This is a genomic window from Gluconobacter japonicus (assembly GCF_002723975.1).
In the GTDB taxonomy this organism is placed as follows: domain Bacteria; phylum Pseudomonadota; class Alphaproteobacteria; order Acetobacterales; family Acetobacteraceae; genus Gluconobacter; species Gluconobacter japonicus.
Genome location: NZ_BEWO01000013.1, coordinates 69,252 through 85,352 on the forward strand (window position 1 = coordinate 69,252; position 16,101 = coordinate 85,352).

The window sequence follows — 16,101 nt, forward strand, 5'->3', positions numbered from 1 at the left end:
GCGGGCGGGTCTAGCACGGCTATGATGGTTCCACCAGAATACGGGCATCCCCTTCCGCTGGAAAGACTGACTAAGGCCGCATTTCTCCAATGTCTCACGAATTCCCCGCAGAAACACGCACTCCGCGGGAGACGCGTGCCATCACCTTGGCCCATCTGTCAGACCCCCATCTTCCGCCGCCTCCCGTGCGCTGGCAGGATGCCCTCAACAAGCGTGCTCTCAGCCTCCTGTCCTGGAAGAAACATCGACGCCATGTCCATCTGGCAGCAACCTGCGCAGCCATTGTGGGCGACATTGCCAAAAATGACGTGGATGCCATTCTGGTCAGTGGCGATCTGACGAATTTTGGAACACCCGGTGAATTTGCTCTGGCTGCGAACTGGCTGAAACAGCTTCCCGCCCCTGCCATGATTATTCCTGGAAATCATGATTGCATGATTCGGCAGCCCGCAGAGCGAGGCATCCTCCAGTGGAAGACATGGTCTGCGGCATCCTATCCTTATGCGCGCATCCATGATGGCGTGGCAGTTGTCGGCGTAAACTCTGGTGTGCCCACACCGCCTTTCATGGCTTATGGCCGTGTCGGACGCAGGCAGCTTGCAAGACTTGAAGCTCTCCTAACCCGGCTTGGAGAAGCTGGATTATGCCGCGTGGTCATGATCCACCACCCGCCCAAACGTGGTTTGGTAACGTGGCGGAAAGCCCTCCATGATTACAGGGCCTTTGCGCGCGTCCTGAGGCAGGCAGGGGCTGAAATCGTTCTGCATGGCCATTCTCATGACGCCACTCTGACCCATATCCCCGGAACAGATATTCCCCTGCTCGGCGTTGCCTCCGCGTCCCTGACAGACAAGCGGGAACATCGGCAAGCCTGCTGGAACCATCTTTCCATTCATCCGCAGGATAACGGATGGGCGATTAACATGGCACGTCATAGACCCAATGGCCGCATTACGGAAAAGGCGTCCTGGGTACGCCCACGGAACAGCCGGACATGAAGCAGCGCGCAACCATTCTGGACCGATATCTTCTGACACAGATGATACCGCCGTTCATCATTGCCCTCGTTGCGATGCTGGTCGCTCTTCTTCTTGAGCGACTGCTGGTTCTGTTCGACTATCTGGCTTCCGCAGGCAGCTCTCTGGCAACCTGCATCAAGCTTCTGACAGACCTTCTCCCACATTATTTTGGAATTGCCCTTCCCGCAGCCCTGTGTATTTCCGTTTTTCTGACTATTCGCGGCATGAGTGACAACAACGAGATTGATGCCCTTGAAGCCGGGCGGGTTTCACTTCTCAGAATCAGTCGGCCGTTTATGTTCGTCGGTCTTCTGCTGGGCGCCGTAAGTGTTCTGCTGTACGGATATATTCAGCCCGTTGCGCGCTATGATTACCGTGCAGGTTTCTATTTTGCGGCTCACACGGGCTGGGCTCCGCATCTTCAGGCCGGCATGTTTGCCTCGACCTCGAGTACGGCCGTCATGACGGCTGACAATGTCAGTCATGCCGGGACGCGGATGAAGCGCATCTTCATTCGGGAAGTCAACAAAAACGGCATTGCTCACATCATTACGGCTCGAACAGGCCAACTCACCATTTCCAACACCCTGCGCAGCACACAGCTTGATCTATGGAATGGCGAGATTGTTGACGACCCTTTTCCCAATCGCGCCAATTACAAGCCAACCGTCACGCATTTCTCTCATGTCGTTCGGGTCATTGATCATCCTACCCAGGAAAACTCTTTCCGTTCCCGCGGAGCAGACGAACGTGAATTGACGCTTTTCGAACTGGCCCATGACCTGCGTTATGGCGTTCCGGGCATCGAATATCGAACATTGCGTGCGGAAATGGATTTTCGCGTGGCACACGCTCTCGCCATTCCCTTTATTCCTCCGCTGGCTGTAGCACTTGCCATTGGCTCCAGACGACGCAGATCGGTCTGGGGACTAATCGCCGTTGCCGCCATTCTGGTAGGGTTCGATCAAACCCTGATGTTCGGCCATAGTCTGGCTGCCACAGGTCGTCTCCCGATCTGGCTGGCCATCTGGGTTCCATTGGCCCTTTTCTGTATTGCCTGCCCGGCCACGCTGCTTCGTCGGTCGCGCGGTTCCTGGAGACGCCGCAAGCTGGTCCGCCCGTCATGACTGCACACGCACCACAACACGTTCTGTACCGCTACCTTAACCGCGCCCTTCTGGGGCGCTTCCTGCTGTGCGGCGCGGTTCTTGTTTCCTTGCTCGAAATTCTCGCTCTGCTTGAGAAAACAACGCCGATCCTGAACCGGAATCTGGGCTTTCGCGGCATCCTGACGTTTGCCCTGTTGCATCTGCCTGCCCTGAGCGTCGAGATCATGCCCTTGGCGTTCATGATTGGTGCGCTCTTTCTGCTGATGCAAATGGCGCTCTCGTCAGAAATGGCTGCACTTCGGGCATCGGGGCTTTCAACTGTAGGACTTTATCAACGGTTTTTACCCGCCGTTCTGATTGTCGGCCTCACTGCGACAGCCATGCAATACTGGGTTATCCCGCCATGTGAAAATGCGCTTGCTACCTGGTGGAACAAAACCGACCCGGATGCAGCCAAACCCGACACACCGGCAAAGCGCATCCTGTGGTTCCGTGCCGGACCGACACTTGTGCGCATCGGCCAGTATGCCCACGGCGGAACGTTCCTGCGAGATGTGACCATTTATCACCGGGACGCCAGTGGCCTTCTGAGCGGCACGGAACATGCTGCAACCCTGTCCTATGAGGGTGGTGTCTGGCACCCGACGGATGCACAGGACCTTACTCTCACAGATAATGGCGCATTTGTGAAAGTGACGAACGGCGACAGTGACTTCAACATCCCTGCCACTCCAAAGATGATCATGACCCTCTCCGAGGACAATGCTGCTGTTACCCCAGCGCAGATCGGGGCTATCCTTCATAAGGGAGCGCCTGCCAGTCTGCCCCGTGCGACCTATCGTATGGCCCTGTTCAGCGGGATTATTCTTCCTCTTCAGATTGCAGTAATGCTTCTATTGGCGCTGCCAGTGATCTATATCCCTCCACGGGCAGGACTTCGAAATCCACTTCCGGTCTACGTACTGGCGGCCGGGATGGGTTTTGTAATCCTGCAAGGAATGATTTCCGCACTCGGAAACGCCGGGACGCTTGCCGCGCCACTGGCGGCCAGTGCGGGACCGCTGCTGGGCGCCCTCCTCGGGTTGACCTGGATTCTGCGGCTGGAGGGAAAATGAGCACATCCAAACCCTGGCATAACATGTCGTCCCTGCGCACAGGTCGCAGTTTTGATCTTGGCAAGATGTCGCTACCCCAGTTGTGGATTGCCTATCTCACCTACCCTACGATCCTGTTGTACTTCGCGCTGATCCTTGCCGCCGCTTTCGGCGCCCTGCATTTCTCGCACAGTCTCTGGAAGACGCTGATCCCTGTACCAGTCGTCATCGCCGTGTATCCTCTGGCCTGGTACATGATCCATCGCTACATCCTCCATGGACGCTGGCTCTATCGGAACCACTGGACCGCTGCGCTGTGGAAGCGCATCCATTTCGATCATCATCAGGACCCCCATCTTCTGGATGTGCTGTTCGGCTCTCCGCTCAACACGGTTCCGACAATGGCGATCATCACCATGCCAATCGGGTATCTCATCAGCGGCTGGAGCGGTGCGTTCTGTGCTCTTTCCACAGCGCTGATCATGACGTGCATTTACGAGTTCTTCCACTGCATCCAGCACCTGGCCTACAAGCCACGCTGGAAATGGGTGGCGCATATCAAGCAGCTTCATGTCCTGCATCATTTTCACGATGAAGACGGCAATTACGGCATTACGAACTATGTGCCGGATCGCCTGTTTGGAAGTTTCTATCGGGAAGCCCGCGATCGCGCCCGGAGTCAGCACGTCTTCAACCTCGGCTATGATATTGAAGAAGCCAAGCGCTACCCTTGGGTGATGGATCTCACAGGTTCTCCCCCGAAGGACCGCCCAGACGGTGCTCGCCCTGCCTCTGATCGCAGTCGCACGGCGTGACTCTTCCGGTTCTGGTTCTTGCTGGCTCCCGTGATGGTGAACGGGACGTTCTCGCCCAGCTCGGAAAAGTGTCTCACAAAGCGCTTCTTCCCGTTGCTGGAGAGCCCATGCTTGGGCGTGTTCTCAGAGCGCTTGCACTCACGCCCGGTCTCGGCCCTGTTACTATCAGCATTGAAGCACCCGATCGCATCCGTGACATTGCTGGTACGGCTAAGATTCTAAAAGCCGCCGCCTCCCCCAGTGAGAGTGTTGCTGAGGCGCTAAACCACATTGGTACCCCTTGCCTTGTCACCACGGCAGATCATGCGCTGCTACGGCCCGAGTGGATCACTGAATTCCTCGGGAAAACCCAGGACTGCGATCTAGCCGTAGGCGTTGCACTTAAAGCCACTGTCGAGCGGGATGTTCCCAACACGAAGCGTACCTATATCCGACTGTCAGATATGAGCTTTTCGGGGTGCAATCTTTTTTGGATGGGAACGCCAAGCGCCGAAGCTGTTGTGGAACTCTGGAAGCGCTTGCAGAAAGACCGCAAGCGCCCGTTAAAAATGGCGCGGACGCTTGGTTTTGGAACCCTTCTTCGCGCCCTTTTGGGCCGTCTGGATTCCAAAGCGCTCTGTCAGCGTATCGAAACCCTGACAGGCGCGCGCGTCCGTCTTGTACCCTTGTCGGACGGTCAGGCCGCCGTGGATGTCGACAAGCCAGCCGATCTTACTCTGGCCGAAGAGCTTCTGGCACAGCGATCCTCATGAAAATTGCCTACGTTATCAATTCTCTGGAATGTGGGGGTGCGCAGCTTCCCATCCCTGACATCATCTCCGTTCTTCAAAGTCGGGGCGGCGAAGTCACGGTGTTCAGCCTCGAGAAACGTGACGGTCTTGCTATCCCCGTTCTGGAAAAGCAGGGCATCAAGGTTCACGTCCGCTCCGGCGGCAAGAAAGACCATCTGGCCGCATGGCGCTGGCTTCGCGATGAAATGGACGCCTTCCAGCCCGATCTGATCTGGACGTCCCTGACGCGCGCAACCCTTCTGGGCCAGCGGGCAGCTAACAAGCTGAGCGTCCCTGCCGTTCATTGGCAGCACTCCGCCCGCCTGAAGAAGGCCAACAGCATCCTGCTGCGCCTGCTATGCCGGAAAGCCGCACTCTGGGTTGCGGATTCACCGACGGTTGAGAGCTTTTCACGAAAGAGTCTGGGTCTACGAGGCAAAATCATGACCTGGCCCATTTTCCGGGCAAATCCAGCCAGCCCGAAGGCAACGGCTTGGAAAAAGGGAAAAATTGTCCGGATCGGAAGTCTCGGGCGCCTCCACGCGGTTAAAGGATACGACCTGCTGTTCGAAGCACTGGACCTTCTGCGCGATCACCCGGACCTGCCGCCCTATCGAGTGGCATTAGCCGGTGATGGCCCGGAACGGGAGGCGCTTGAAAAAATTGTGCAGGACAAGAAATTACCTGTCGATTTCCTCGGTCACTGTGAAGACCCTTTCAGCTTTCTGCCGACCCTGCACCTGTATGTTCAGCCTTCTCATTGGGAAGGCATGTGCGTCGCTGCTCACGAAGCGATGGCTTGCGGATTACCTGTGATCGCGACCCCGGCCGGTGAGATCCCGCATACCATGGATGATGGGCATTCCGGCCTGGTCGTGCCGTTTAACAATGCCCCTGTTCTGGCCAGCGCCATTGCAGAACTCATCATGCACCCGAAAAAGCTGCACACCATGGGGGTTCTATCCCGTAAACGCGTGCTGGACCGCTTTGGCCCCGACGCCTTCCTGCGGCAGGGCAATGCGGTTCTGGACCGGCTGCCGGGCTTCAGCCCAGCCCGAGACGACGCTTCACATTCATAAGGTCCCGCTTTGGACCGAACCCCACGCGCTTCACGTCGACAAGGGTCACCTGCCCTGCCGCAGAGAGCGTGTGGAAACCGTCCGGGAAGCGGCGACGGAGCACGGCAGGCGCATCCAGAACCGCGTCGGGCGTAACCTTTGGTAATCCGCGTTCCAGTCCTTCGATCTTTAACAGACGGATACCCCGACCGTATGTGCCACGGCAGTCTTGGGTCGGAAGGAAGATTTCGCCATCGACCACGATAGGAGTACCACCCGGACGCGCGCCTGCTCTATCATTCAGGAAAAGACCCAATGAGGTCCACGGCCCTACAAGGTCATCAGCCACCGAAAGATACAGCGTTGACTGACGCTCTTCCCGCGTACCGGCAGGCGTCCAAAACATCCACCAGCGTCCGGCATGGTAAAAGGGCGTCGCGTCGATGGCAGCGTCGGGAAAATCGAATGCCTCGACCTTTTCCCACCCCAAAGGAAATTGTGTCGCCCGGTAGAGTGTCAATCGTCCGGACGCACTGGCTTCTGGCAGTAGATACGTCTCTCCCTCATGCTCGAACACATAGGGATAAGAAAGATGCCAATCTTCGCGCAGGACTTCCTCGCGCTCGATCAGCCGTCCGGTGCTGTCATAGACCAACACCTCGATAACGCCTTTCGGGCTGCGATAATCATAGGCTTCCGCAAAAACATGCAGCCTTGCGCCACGCCATAATCCAAACGGATCTGCGAGAAACCGGTGATCTCCAATGTCTGGAAGCGTTGTAACCTCAAATCCGTTCAGGCTTCCCGCCCGGATCAGATCGGCCAGATGAGCGTGGATGATGGCACAACGCCAGTGGTCCGTGCGCAGAAACGGCATGCCGACTCTCCTTGAAAATACAAACAGGGAAAAACGAGAACAGGGGCAGACGTAAAGCGCAGATCGGGGCAATATGAAACCATGAGTTCGGTTCTTTCCGAGATGACACCCGGTTTTCCAGAAAGGCAACTCGCCATAAGGCGGGCTGTTCTGGGACTTTGCCGTACCATGGGCTGGGCCGCGATCAATGAATTTTCCCTTCCGTCCGCAGGGCGTCGGGCGGACGTCATGGCGCTTCTGCCAGATCACAGCCTGACCTGTATCGAGATCAAATCCGGCATCCGTGATTTTCAGACGGACCAGAAATGGTCCGACTATCGAAGCTGGTCGGACAGACTGTTCTTTGCCGTGGATGACGGCTTTCCGCTGCACGTCCTGCCCGAAGACGTTGGCATTATCACGGTCAGCCTCAGCATGGTTCCAGACAGCCTGTTCCACAGCATCGTAGCGGAATGCGCCGTCATCCGGGAACCTGCGGAACACAAGCTTGCTGCGGCCCGCCGAAGGACCATCCTGCACCTGTTTGCGACAACGGCGGCCAGCCGCCTGATGTCTCTTGAAGACCCCGCCCTTACCGCCTCCCTGCGTGCCGCGCGCCGCACAGAATAGGACATGCCCCAATGAGTTTCGATCCTGTCGCCGTACGTCTTGAAGCTGCTCGCAGCGTTGTTCGCGATGCCGCCGCACTTGCCCTCTCGATGCGCCCGGCTCCCGGTGGACCAACGGGTACTCTGAAAGGACGGCAGGACTACCTGACGGAAGCTGACGGGGCCGTTGAGGCTCTGGTCAGCAAACGCATTCAGGATCTTTTCCCGGAAGATGGTTTTCAGGGCGAGGAAGGCGGCGTTACGCGTCAAGGCCAGTTCCGTTGGGTTGTGGACCCGATTGACGGAACGTCCAACTTCGCGCGCGGCCGTGACCGGTGGTGCGTTTCACTGGGGCTTCTCAAGGGAGACGAACCCGTTGCAGGCATTATCGAAGCGCCTGCGCTCGGTGAAGTTTTCACAGCACAGAAAGGCAAGGGCGCCTTCCTGAACGGTAAGCCTATCAAGGCCTCCCCAATCAGTAACCCTCAGGAAGCGATGATTGAAATGGGATGGTCCAGCCGCGTCTCAACCGAACTTTTCGGCGAAAAGATCGGCGCGATCATGGCCCTTGGCGCTATGCCACGCTCAGGGGGTTCCGGCGCTCTGGCGCTGACGGACGTCGCCTGTGGCCGCAGTGACGGTTATCTGGAAATCGTGATCCAGCTCTGGGACGTCGCGGCGGCTCTCATCATTCTGGAAGAAGCAGGCGCGGCTGTTTCCCCCTTCCTCCAGACTGGAGGCCTGACGGGCGGAGCCACCATTCTTGCGGCTGCTCCCGGCATTGCCAAAGTACTTTCAGACGCAGTTCAGGTGGAAATCTGACCTCTCCTCCGTTCCCTATTCGTGATTTGGCCGTATTTCCCGCATAGTGCGGGAAGACTTCAATTTTGCCGTTAGCAGAAGGTAAGCTTTATGACCCTGTCCGGTCTCCTGCGTTCGACCGTTCTTGCCGCCACAGGGTGTGCAACGCTCGCGGCGTGCTCTGGTACCTCTACCACCACAGCCAGCGAACAGCAGATCGTTGTCGACAAGGCGACAATCGCCCTTCAGGACCTGTTTGCAAAAACCACGTCAACCTCCCGGTCCCAGCAATTACTCGCTCAGGCCAAGGCTGTGATGGTGTGCCCCTCCGTGCTGAATATGTCTTTCGGGCTCGGCGGTTCGGGTGGTCGCTGCGTTCTCATGAGCCGGGATGCGCGTGGTTCGTGGTCTGATCCGGCATTCTATCGTCTGAGCTCAGGTTCGCTCGGCATCCAGGCGGGCGTGCAGAGTTCCGAAATGATCTTCTTCATCATGTCCCAGCATGGGATTCAGGCCCTGCTGGACAGCCAGTTCAAGTTTGATGCAACGGCTTCCGCTTCGTTCGCAACCATCGGAACCGGCGCTGAAAGCAGCACGGCAGGCGCCAAAAATACGGATATCTACGCCGCGCAGAAAGCACAGGGCCTTTATGCAGGGCTTTCTCTTGGCGGCTCGAAGCTGACAGTGGATAGTGGTGCAAACCGGGCGTATTACAATCAGACCGTTGGGCCCGAAGACATTATCATCACCATGCGTGTAAACAATCCATCGGCAGATCCGCTCCGCCGTATGCTGATGAATGTCGCCAAGCTGCCAACCGCTTCGACTGCTCACGCTACAGCCGCCACGGCCCCGGCTTCACAGAGTGCCACAACAGACGTTGATCCCGTAAGCAGCAGCCCATATCCGAGCAACTACGACACGTCGCGCCCTTACAGCACACAGACGCGCGGCGTACAGAGCTCGTCTCTCGCGCCAGTGCACTAAAAACGGAAAACCCCGCCTTCCTTGGAAAGCGGGGTTTCTCGCCTCATTCAGGTGAAGCGGTTTTTGCTCGATAAGCCCTTATATTCTGATCCTGCTCCTGCAGGGTCTCCGCAAAATTGTGCCCGCCCTCACCTGTGGCGACAAAATAAAGAGCCTTGCTTTCCGCTGGATGCGCAGCAGCTTCCAGAGATGTGATCCCAGGAGAGCAGATTGGCCCCGGCGGCAGGCCGGCTTCAAGATAGGTATTATACGGACCCGGCGTTTGCAGATCTTCATGCAAAAGCGGACGATCCAGCGTTCCAAGCCCGTCACTCAGGCCATAAATCACACTTGGATCCGTCTGAAGACGCATTCCGAGTTTGAGGCGATTCAAAAAAACTCGTGCCACCATCGGTCGCTCTGAGGGCACGCCCGTCTCCCGCTCGATCAGGGAGGCCAGCGTCAGAAGCTCCTGTGGGCTCTGGATCAGGCCATCCAGCGCTTCCACATCCCGTTTTTCCCAGCTTGCCTGAAGCTGCTTGTCCATCATGCGGCGCAGACGATCCACGATGGCCTGCCGGGGTGTTCCCCACACATAGGCAATCGTCTGGGGCAGAACCGTTCCCTCAGCAATTTCAGGAACATCTCCCGTCAACACGGGCGCCTTACGGATGATGTCCTCAATCTTCTTGGCCGTCAGACCTTCAGGAACCGTCAAGGAATGAGAGACAGGTTTGCCATGACGCAGAATCTCAAGGACATGCGCGACAGAAACACGGGAGGGAAACTGGAACTCAGACGCATGAATCTGACCGTCACGGTGGGTCAGAAGGGCCGAAATACGGAAGAATGCGCCAGAAGCCCATGTTGGTGACAGGATACCGTCTGCCTGAAGTGCCTTCGTAACCGTGGCATTATTGCCATGAGGAATCACGAACGCTTTGGCTTCAGGCAGAGGACCGGGATCGGTGTAATGCCCATATCCGGCGACCGCTGCCGCAATACAGAGCAGCGGCGCCATGAAGATTGCCAGCTTGCGGCCAGCCTTGGGGGGAAGAAGCGGTGTTTTGTTTTCTTCGCCGTCCGGCTGGCTGTCAGGCATAGACCAATGAAACTCCGCTCAGCCCTCGCAGCGCTTCAGAATGATGCTGGCATTTGTGCCACCAAACCCGAAGCTGTTGGACAGAGCCACGTCGACCTTACGCTTCTGAGCCTTGAGAGCCACGCGATCAATAACGCTCTCGCGTGCCGGGTTCTCAAGGTTCAGCGTGGGAGGCACGATGCCGTCACGGATGGCCTGCAGGCAGAAGATCGCTTCCACGGCACCTGCGGCACCCAGAAGATGACCAATGGCAGACTTCGTGGAGGACATGGCGATGTTCTTGGCGTGATCGCCGAAGAAACGCTCAACTGCATCCAGTTCCAGATCGTCAGCCATGGTGGATGTGCCGTGGGCGTTGACGTAGTCGATATCCGACACCTGCAGGCCACTGTTCTTCAGCGCAGCCTTCATGGCACGGAACGCGCCTTCATGGCCTTCAGCCGGGGCTGTGATGTGATGGGCATCACCGGACAGGCCATAGCCGCCGATTTCACCATAAATCTTGGCACCACGAGCCTTGGCATGCTCGTACTCTTCCAGAACGACCACACCGGCACCCTCACCCATGATGAAGCCGTCACGGTCCTTGTCCCACGGGCGGGAAGCCTTGCTCGGATCGTCATTAGAACCGGTGGAGAGCGCACGGGCCGAGCAGAAGCCAGCAATGCCCAGAGCACAGATGGCTGCCTCAGCACCGCCAGCGATCATAACGTCTGCATCACCATGCTGGATCAGACGGGACGCATCACCTATGGCATGTACACCCGTTGCGCAGGCTGTCACGACAGCGTGGTTCGGTCCCTTGAACCCGTAACGGATCGAAAGATGACCGGAAATGAGATTGATAAGGGCAGATGGAATGAAGAACGGTGACAGACGACGGGCCTTGCCGCTCGAAACTGTCAGAGAACCTTCATAAATTGTTTGCAGACCGCCGATGCCGGAGCCGATCATCACGCCAGTAGCGCAGCGATCATCTTCCGTCTCAGGCTTCCAGCCCGAGTCTTCAACGGCCTGGATGGCAGCGGCCAGACCAAGATGGATGAAGCGATCCATTTTCTTCTGGTCTTTGACCGGCACCCAGTCAGACAGCGTGAGACCGCCTTCTTCGGTCGGTCCCTCAGGAACCTGACCAGCGACCTGCGCAGGGAGTTCGGAAGGATCAAAATGGGTGATACGCCCGATACCGGACTGCCCTTCGATCAGACGCTTCCACGTCAGTTCCGCACCCACCGCAAGTGGGCTGACAACACCGATACCGGTAACGACGACGCGTCTTCCGTTGTTTGCATTCCCGCTCATCGATGCCTCATGTCTCACGTTGTAAACGACCAGTACGTCGCAGCCTCAAGGCTACTTCGTTTATCCGCCCCTACCTGTGGAGGGCGGGATGGGACCAGCCTGAAGCCAGTCCCGAAAGCGCCTCAGGCAGCCTTCTGCTTTTCGATGTAGTCAATCGCATCCTTGACGGTGGCGATCTTCTCGGCTGCATCTTCCGGGATTTCGACGGAGAAAGCTTCTTCGAAAGCCATGACCAGCTCGACCGTATCGAGGCTGTCTGCGCCCAGATCGTCAATGAAAGACGCATCCGGCGTGACCTTGCTTTCTTCAACGCCGAGGTGCTCGACAACGATCTTCTTTACCTTGTCAGCAATATCGCTCATCTGTTCGTTCCTTTTGCCCGTGCCGGGCGTTACAAAAAACTCGTTTTGCCGTCTGCCAGTCCGGCAAGCCCTTTCGAACCTTCCAGCGCAGGCCACCTCTCCTTCCGGAAAGGCGTTGCCACCGGCCGAACCGGACATCGGCCTTCGTCAGACCGGGCAAAGCAGCGCGCGATTAGCACGCTTTGACCTGAAACGCCAAGCGTCTCAGACCATGGCCATGCCACCGTTGACGTGCAGGGTCGTCCCGGTGACCCATGCAGCCTCGTCAGAAGCCAGATACACCACTGCCGCAGCGACGTCATCCGGGTTTCCCATCCGACCGAGCGGAATGGAGCCCACCAGCTTCTCGCGAATACCTTCGGACAGTACATCCGTCATCGGCGTTTCAATGAAACCAGGAGCCACGACATTGACCGTCACACCGCGCGGACCAGCTTCCTGCGCCAGAGACTTACTCATGCCGACGATACCAGCCTTTGCAGCCGCATAGTTGGCCTGACCGGCGTTCCCTGTCGTTCCAACAACGGATGCGATGGAAATGATACGACCGGCACGACGGCGCAGCATACCCTTAAGAGCCGCACGAGCCAGCCGGAACGGGCTTTCCAGATCCACCGTCATGACCTGCGACCAGTCACTATCCTTCATACGGATGGCAAGCGTATCGCGCGTCAGACCGGCATTATTCACCAGAATGTCCAACGGTGCCCCGGCCACTTCCTCAGCCTTGGCAACGAGACCATCAGCTTCGGACGCCTCTGACAGATTGGCAACCGCAATATGCGTGCGCTCACCAAGGCTGTCTGCCAGTTCCTTCAGGGCTGCTTCACGCGTGCCACTGAGAACAACCGTTGCACCAAGAGCGTGAAGCTGACGGGCGATAGCTGCACCGATACCGCCAGATGCGCCGGTGACGAGAGCGGTCTTGCCAGAAAGAGAAAACATGGGTCGTTGTCCTTACAGAGCCTTGAGCAGAGCTTCGATTTCAGCAGGGGTACCAGCATTGTCTGTTGCCAGATCCGGCGCAATACGACGAGCCAGACCGCAGAGAACCTTGCCTGAACCCAACTCGTGCATAGTCGTCACACCCATGGCAGCGATGGCCTGCACGCTCTCGCGCCAGCGAACAGTCCCCGTCACCTGCTTGACGAGCAGATCACGGATTGCCTCTGGGTCGTTCACCTTGGCAGCCGTGACGTTGGCAATCACTGGCACTTTAGGAGCATTCAATGTCGCCTTGGCGAGAGCCTCTTCCATTTCACGAGCGGCCGGAGCCATCAGCGAAGAATGGAACGGCGCGGAGACTGGAAGCTTTACAGCGCGCTTGATTCCGCGCTCCTTGGCCAGGGAAATCGCACGATCGACTGCGTCCATATGGCCGGAGACTACGATCTGGCCACCACCATTGTCATTGGCGATCTCAAGGATCTGCCCCTGAGCGGCATCATCGCAGATTGACTGGGCCTGCTCGGCTTCGACACCCAGCAGAGCAGCCATGCCGCCCTCACCAGCCGGAACTGCACGCTGCATGGCCTGACCGCGCAAACGCAGAAGACGTGCCCCCTCCGCAATCCCCAACGTCCCGGCAGCCGCAAGTGCGGAATATTCACCAAGTGAATGACCCGCTACCAGCGCCGCCTTGTCGGTCAGGGCAAAACCCCCTTCGGATTCCAGGGCACGAACAGTCGCCAGAGAAACGGCGAACAGAGCTGGCTGCGTATTCTCCGTCCGGGTCAGTTCATCAGCATCGCCGGTGAACATGAGCTTGGAAAGGTTCTGGCCCAGAGCGTCATCGACTTCCTGAAAGACGGCGCGAGACGAGGCAAAGGCATCATGCAGGGCCTGCCCCATTCCAACTGACTGGCTGCCCTGACCGGGAAAGACAAAAGCGTGAACGGACATGGAGCCCCCTGCTGGCATGAAAAACAGGCTCAGGGTGATGCTGTTTCATGCGCGTTCTGTCAAATCCTGCGTTATCTGTCAGGCGTGAACGTCAGATACGCGTCTCCCGGAATTCTGACGCGAACCTGAGCAAAAGGCTTGCTGGAGCGGAAAATCGTGTCTTCCGGATAATCCTGCGGACGCAACAGGATTATCATGGGTTCTTTCCCCTCGTTGTTGGCCAGTATGGTCACATGACCGCTGGTCACGGCCTCAAAACGCGCACCGGGAGCAAGGTCAATCTTAAGCCGATGCGCATCAGGCATGAACCAGGACAGGATCATGCCTGTCAGATCCCGAATACAGGCATTGATTTGCGTCAGCCAGTGGCGTGCCTGAACGCCTGTAAACCTATCCCCCTGCGGCACTTCCACGCGAAGAGACAGTTCTGTCCGAACATTATGACCAATCGACTCTGTCTGAAGAATTGGAGGATTTTCTGATGCCAATTGGGTGGCACGCGGGAAGTGCATCTCCCGGTCTGTTCCGAAAAATAGTGGAATATCACCCTGCCTGCTGTGGATGACGAGCCGCGCTTTTGACGGAATCTCGTGATCCGGCAGCAACTCACCCGTGAAATGAAGCGATATTCCCTCACGCGCCGCAGCCGGAAATTTCTCGAAGCGTTCATAAAAATGCGCGACATCTTTGTAGGTCGCCACGCGAACAACAGGTTTTCCCGAGACGGTCACATGCTCATCAGCAGCGTAAACAGCATACACCGGGAGACAGAAGAAAGCAGTTACAAGACCGACTGTCCGAAAGATGCTGATCATCATACCCATTCATGACAAATGATGTCTTATCCAATCTTCTGCAAGACAATCAGAACCTGCGGCAAGCGTACAGGATTATCCAGATACTCGATCATGCGGAAAAGACCGCCCCATGCCTTCAGAACATAATTCCGGGGAATAATGGCTTCGCCATAATGCGCCTGAAAATGTGGAGGCTTTGCGGAAGAGGCATGCAAAAACCGACCGGCCTCGAAATCCGAATTGGCACGGGCCTCGTCGACGAAACTGTCCGCACAGGCTTCGTGCCAGGGATGTTCCAGCCGCATCCCAGACGCCCGACGCAAGCGCTGCTCTGCGCAGAACGCCAAAAACCGCCGACTTTGCGTTGTCATGACAACCAATCCGCCAGGTTTCAGGAGACGGTAGAACTCCTGCATCCACTGACCAGACAAAAATTCGTCCAGATGGGAAAAGGTGGACCAGGACGTCACTAGGTCCAGACTTTCAGACACCATCGGAAGTGGAGGCACGGGCCCAGCCTGAAGAAAGCTCAGAAACGGATTGGCACGACGCGCGGCCATGAGAAAACGATCCGTATTTTCCACACTCACAAGAGACTGTGGGCGAACATCCTTCATGAACAGACGCGCCGTACGCCCCCAACCGCACCCGAAATCCAGCAGAGCTGTCTCAGGCCGAACAGGCCGACCGGCATAGGCACAGTAAGCCTTGATTTCCCTGTAGAAAACATGAGCTTCGTGGATAGAGACTTCTCCATGATGACCATGAATTTCACGTTGAATATCGTCTGGGGGAAAGTCGGGCATCCGAACACCACACACCTCCCGTGTTGAAACGGAAGCCGTCAGAACATGCAGCCATTCTTCGTCGCTGAGACTGTGAAATGCCTCAAAAACCGCATCCGTCCTGTCGGAATGAGTCATTCTTCTACCGTTACGCCATGTCAGTAACGATTAATTAACGTATCTTCTCCAACAAGAGAACCGACCGAGGACGCTTTCCGGGGCAACTCGCTTCCCTCAATCCGTCCAGAAATCCTTTTCACATGAACTGGATATGGCTTTTGAACCCCAGCAAAGCCGCATCCCGAAGGTTATATTGGGCATTCGGATGAATGTAATATTCGAAGAGCGGCGTGAAAATAACACCTCTCACAACATGAATTGCATAGTTGAATTCCATCACGACCGTGTCCCTCTGTACCCCGGTTGCATGATTGGGAAGCGTCCCTCCCTTCCGAATGAGAGCTGCTTCGGTCCGGCTGACACCGGACGCAATCTTCGTATAAGTCAGGGAAAAGCCCAGCGTATCGTAAGGACGGGACGCAAAGAAACCGCGATTGATAAGTGCCCCGTAAACCAGATAGCGCCGTAGCGACGTATGGGGATCATTGTAAATGAGACCAGCCATTCCAGTCAGGCCAGACCCTTTGGCCTTATAGTGAAGGAACTGCTGATCCAGCATGACCCATGTCGACCAGGAAGCACTCCGCTTCTTCTGCGCCAGCCCCGTAACCGCATAAGATCCACCATACAGATGG

18 protein-coding genes are annotated in these 16,101 nt (G+C 57.0%); 9 read left to right on the forward strand and 9 right to left on the reverse strand.

Annotated features, from left to right (window positions below; translation table 11 throughout):
- The first annotated feature begins 89 nt into the window (after nucleotides 1–89).
- From GJA01_RS10115 to GJA01_RS10140, 6 genes are read left to right on the forward strand one after another with little or no spacing between them, the layout of a single operon-like run.
- Complete coding sequence (locus tag GJA01_RS10115) at nucleotides 90–998, forward strand: metallophosphoesterase family protein (protein WP_062502875.1); 909 nt, start codon at nucleotides 90–92, stop codon at nucleotides 996–998.
- A complete protein-coding gene (locus GJA01_RS10120; RefSeq protein ID WP_061929292.1) occupies nucleotides 995–2,146 on the forward strand; it encodes an LptF/LptG family permease in 1,152 nt (383 codons plus the stop codon). The genes GJA01_RS10115 and GJA01_RS10120 overlap by 4 nt, the downstream gene beginning before the upstream one ends.
- Nucleotides 2,143–3,243, forward strand: coding sequence for an LptF/LptG family permease (locus tag GJA01_RS10125; RefSeq protein WP_062015492.1), 1,101 nt, complete (start codon nucleotides 2,143–2,145; stop codon nucleotides 3,241–3,243). The genes GJA01_RS10120 and GJA01_RS10125 overlap by 4 nt, the downstream gene beginning before the upstream one ends.
- Nucleotides 3,240–4,037: a sterol desaturase family protein gene (locus GJA01_RS10130; RefSeq protein WP_062502873.1), complete on the forward strand. Its 798-nt coding sequence runs from the start codon at nucleotides 3,240–3,242 to the stop codon at nucleotides 4,035–4,037. The genes GJA01_RS10125 and GJA01_RS10130 overlap by 4 nt, the downstream gene beginning before the upstream one ends.
- Nucleotides 4,034–4,789, forward strand: a complete 756-nt coding sequence (locus GJA01_RS10135; protein WP_062502871.1) for a nucleotidyltransferase family protein — start codon at nucleotides 4,034–4,036, stop codon at nucleotides 4,787–4,789. Before GJA01_RS10130 ends, GJA01_RS10135 begins: the two co-directional genes overlap by 4 nt.
- Nucleotides 4,786–5,886 carry a glycosyltransferase gene (locus tag GJA01_RS10140; protein WP_062502869.1) on the forward strand — a complete coding sequence of 367 codons (1,101 nt, stop codon included), beginning with the start codon at nucleotides 4,786–4,788 and terminating at the stop codon, nucleotides 5,884–5,886. Before GJA01_RS10135 ends, GJA01_RS10140 begins: the two co-directional genes overlap by 4 nt.
- On the opposite strand, the gene GJA01_RS10145 is transcribed toward GJA01_RS10140, so the two are convergent.
- Entirely contained in the window at nucleotides 5,852–6,742 is an 891-nt protein-coding gene (locus GJA01_RS10145) for a glucosamine inositolphosphorylceramide transferase family protein (protein ID WP_062502867.1), read from the reverse strand. The genes GJA01_RS10140 and GJA01_RS10145 overlap by 35 nt on opposite strands.
- Nucleotides 6,743–6,823: 81 nt before the next feature.
- Here GJA01_RS10145 and GJA01_RS10150 point away from each other — a divergent pair, with 81 nt between their 5' ends.
- The 3 genes from GJA01_RS10150 (at nucleotide 6,824) to GJA01_RS10160 (ending at nucleotide 9,117) form a co-directional block, all read left to right on the forward strand.
- On the forward strand, nucleotides 6,824–7,351 hold the full coding sequence (locus GJA01_RS10150) for an MmcB family DNA repair protein (RefSeq protein ID WP_026017481.1): 528 nt from the start codon (nucleotides 6,824–6,826) through the stop codon (nucleotides 7,349–7,351).
- 11 nt (nucleotides 7,352–7,362) lie between these two features.
- Nucleotides 7,363–8,151 carry an inositol monophosphatase family protein gene (locus GJA01_RS10155; protein ID WP_062502865.1) on the forward strand — a complete coding sequence of 263 codons (789 nt, stop codon included), beginning with the start codon at nucleotides 7,363–7,365 and terminating at the stop codon, nucleotides 8,149–8,151.
- A gap of 90 nt (nucleotides 8,152–8,241) precedes the next feature.
- A complete protein-coding gene (locus tag GJA01_RS10160) occupies nucleotides 8,242–9,117 on the forward strand; it encodes a lipid-binding SYLF domain-containing protein (RefSeq protein ID WP_062025022.1) in 876 nt (291 codons plus the stop codon).
- 43 nt (nucleotides 9,118–9,160) lie between these two features.
- Here the strand turns inward: GJA01_RS10160 and mltG are convergent, their stop codons facing one another.
- The 8 genes from mltG to GJA01_RS10200 form a co-directional block, all read right to left on the reverse strand.
- Nucleotides 9,161–10,198 carry an endolytic transglycosylase MltG gene (gene mltG / locus GJA01_RS10165; protein WP_062502863.1) on the reverse strand — a complete coding sequence of 346 codons (1,038 nt, stop codon included), beginning with the start codon at nucleotides 10,196–10,198 and terminating at the stop codon, nucleotides 9,161–9,163.
- Nucleotides 10,199–10,216: 18 nt separating this feature from the next.
- Nucleotides 10,217–11,500 carry a beta-ketoacyl-ACP synthase II gene (fabF, locus tag GJA01_RS10170; protein WP_061929277.1) on the reverse strand — a complete coding sequence of 428 codons (1,284 nt, stop codon included), beginning with the start codon at nucleotides 11,498–11,500 and terminating at the stop codon, nucleotides 10,217–10,219.
- A gap of 122 nt (nucleotides 11,501–11,622) precedes the next feature.
- Nucleotides 11,623–11,862: an acyl carrier protein gene (locus GJA01_RS10175; protein WP_010502512.1), complete on the reverse strand. Its 240-nt coding sequence runs from the start codon at nucleotides 11,860–11,862 to the stop codon at nucleotides 11,623–11,625.
- Between the two features lie 204 nt (nucleotides 11,863–12,066).
- Entirely contained in the window at nucleotides 12,067–12,807 is a 741-nt protein-coding gene (gene fabG / locus GJA01_RS10180) for a 3-oxoacyl-[acyl-carrier-protein] reductase (RefSeq protein WP_062025018.1), read from the reverse strand.
- A 12-nt stretch (nucleotides 12,808–12,819) separates the two neighbouring features.
- Nucleotides 12,820–13,764 carry an ACP S-malonyltransferase gene (fabD, locus tag GJA01_RS10185; protein WP_062502862.1) on the reverse strand — a complete coding sequence of 315 codons (945 nt, stop codon included), beginning with the start codon at nucleotides 13,762–13,764 and terminating at the stop codon, nucleotides 12,820–12,822.
- A 71-nt stretch (nucleotides 13,765–13,835) separates the two neighbouring features.
- Nucleotides 13,836–14,582 carry a DUF2987 domain-containing protein gene (locus tag GJA01_RS10190; protein WP_253783162.1) on the reverse strand — a complete coding sequence of 249 codons (747 nt, stop codon included), beginning with the start codon at nucleotides 14,580–14,582 and terminating at the stop codon, nucleotides 13,836–13,838.
- A 23-nt stretch (nucleotides 14,583–14,605) separates the two neighbouring features.
- On the reverse strand, nucleotides 14,606–15,484 hold the full coding sequence (locus GJA01_RS10195) for a class I SAM-dependent methyltransferase (RefSeq protein WP_062502857.1): 879 nt from the start codon (nucleotides 15,482–15,484) through the stop codon (nucleotides 14,606–14,608).
- A 118-nt stretch (nucleotides 15,485–15,602) separates the two neighbouring features.
- Nucleotides 15,603–16,101: carbohydrate porin (locus GJA01_RS10200; protein WP_145993786.1), on the reverse strand; the 499-nt coding region annotated here is incomplete at its 5' end.

Coding starts and splice junctions, on each gene's coding strand:
- GJA01_RS10115 (WP_062502875.1), top strand. CDS start 90: ATGTCTCACGAATTCCCCGCAGAAACACGCACTCCGCGGGAGACGCGT.
- GJA01_RS10120 (WP_061929292.1), top strand. CDS start 995: ATGAAGCAGCGCGCAACCATTCTGGACCGATATCTTCTGACACAGATG.
- GJA01_RS10125 (WP_062015492.1), top strand. CDS start 2,143: ATGACTGCACACGCACCACAACACGTTCTGTACCGCTACCTTAACCGC.
- GJA01_RS10130 (WP_062502873.1), top strand. CDS start 3,240: ATGAGCACATCCAAACCCTGGCATAACATGTCGTCCCTGCGCACAGGT.
- GJA01_RS10140 (WP_062502869.1), top strand. CDS start 4,786: ATGAAAATTGCCTACGTTATCAATTCTCTGGAATGTGGGGGTGCGCAG.
- GJA01_RS10145 (WP_062502867.1), bottom strand. CDS start 6,742: ATGCCGTTTCTGCGCACGGACCACTGGCGTTGTGCCATCATCCACGCT.
- GJA01_RS10150 (WP_026017481.1), top strand. CDS start 6,824: ATGAGTTCGGTTCTTTCCGAGATGACACCCGGTTTTCCAGAAAGGCAA.
- GJA01_RS10155 (WP_062502865.1), top strand. CDS start 7,363: ATGAGTTTCGATCCTGTCGCCGTACGTCTTGAAGCTGCTCGCAGCGTT.
- GJA01_RS10160 (WP_062025022.1), top strand. CDS start 8,242: ATGACCCTGTCCGGTCTCCTGCGTTCGACCGTTCTTGCCGCCACAGGG.
- mltG (WP_062502863.1), bottom strand. CDS start 10,198: ATGCCTGACAGCCAGCCGGACGGCGAAGAAAACAAAACACCGCTTCTT.
- fabF (WP_061929277.1), bottom strand. CDS start 11,500: ATGAGCGGGAATGCAAACAACGGAAGACGCGTCGTCGTTACCGGTATC.
- GJA01_RS10175 (WP_010502512.1), bottom strand. CDS start 11,862: ATGAGCGATATTGCTGACAAGGTAAAGAAGATCGTTGTCGAGCACCTC.
- fabG (WP_062025018.1), bottom strand. CDS start 12,807: ATGTTTTCTCTTTCTGGCAAGACCGCTCTCGTCACCGGCGCATCTGGC.
- fabD (WP_062502862.1), bottom strand. CDS start 13,764: ATGTCCGTTCACGCTTTTGTCTTTCCCGGTCAGGGCAGCCAGTCAGTT.
- GJA01_RS10190 (WP_253783162.1), bottom strand. CDS start 14,582: ATGATGATCAGCATCTTTCGGACAGTCGGTCTTGTAACTGCTTTCTTC.
- GJA01_RS10195 (WP_062502857.1), bottom strand. CDS start 15,484: ATGACTCATTCCGACAGGACGGATGCGGTTTTTGAGGCATTTCACAGT.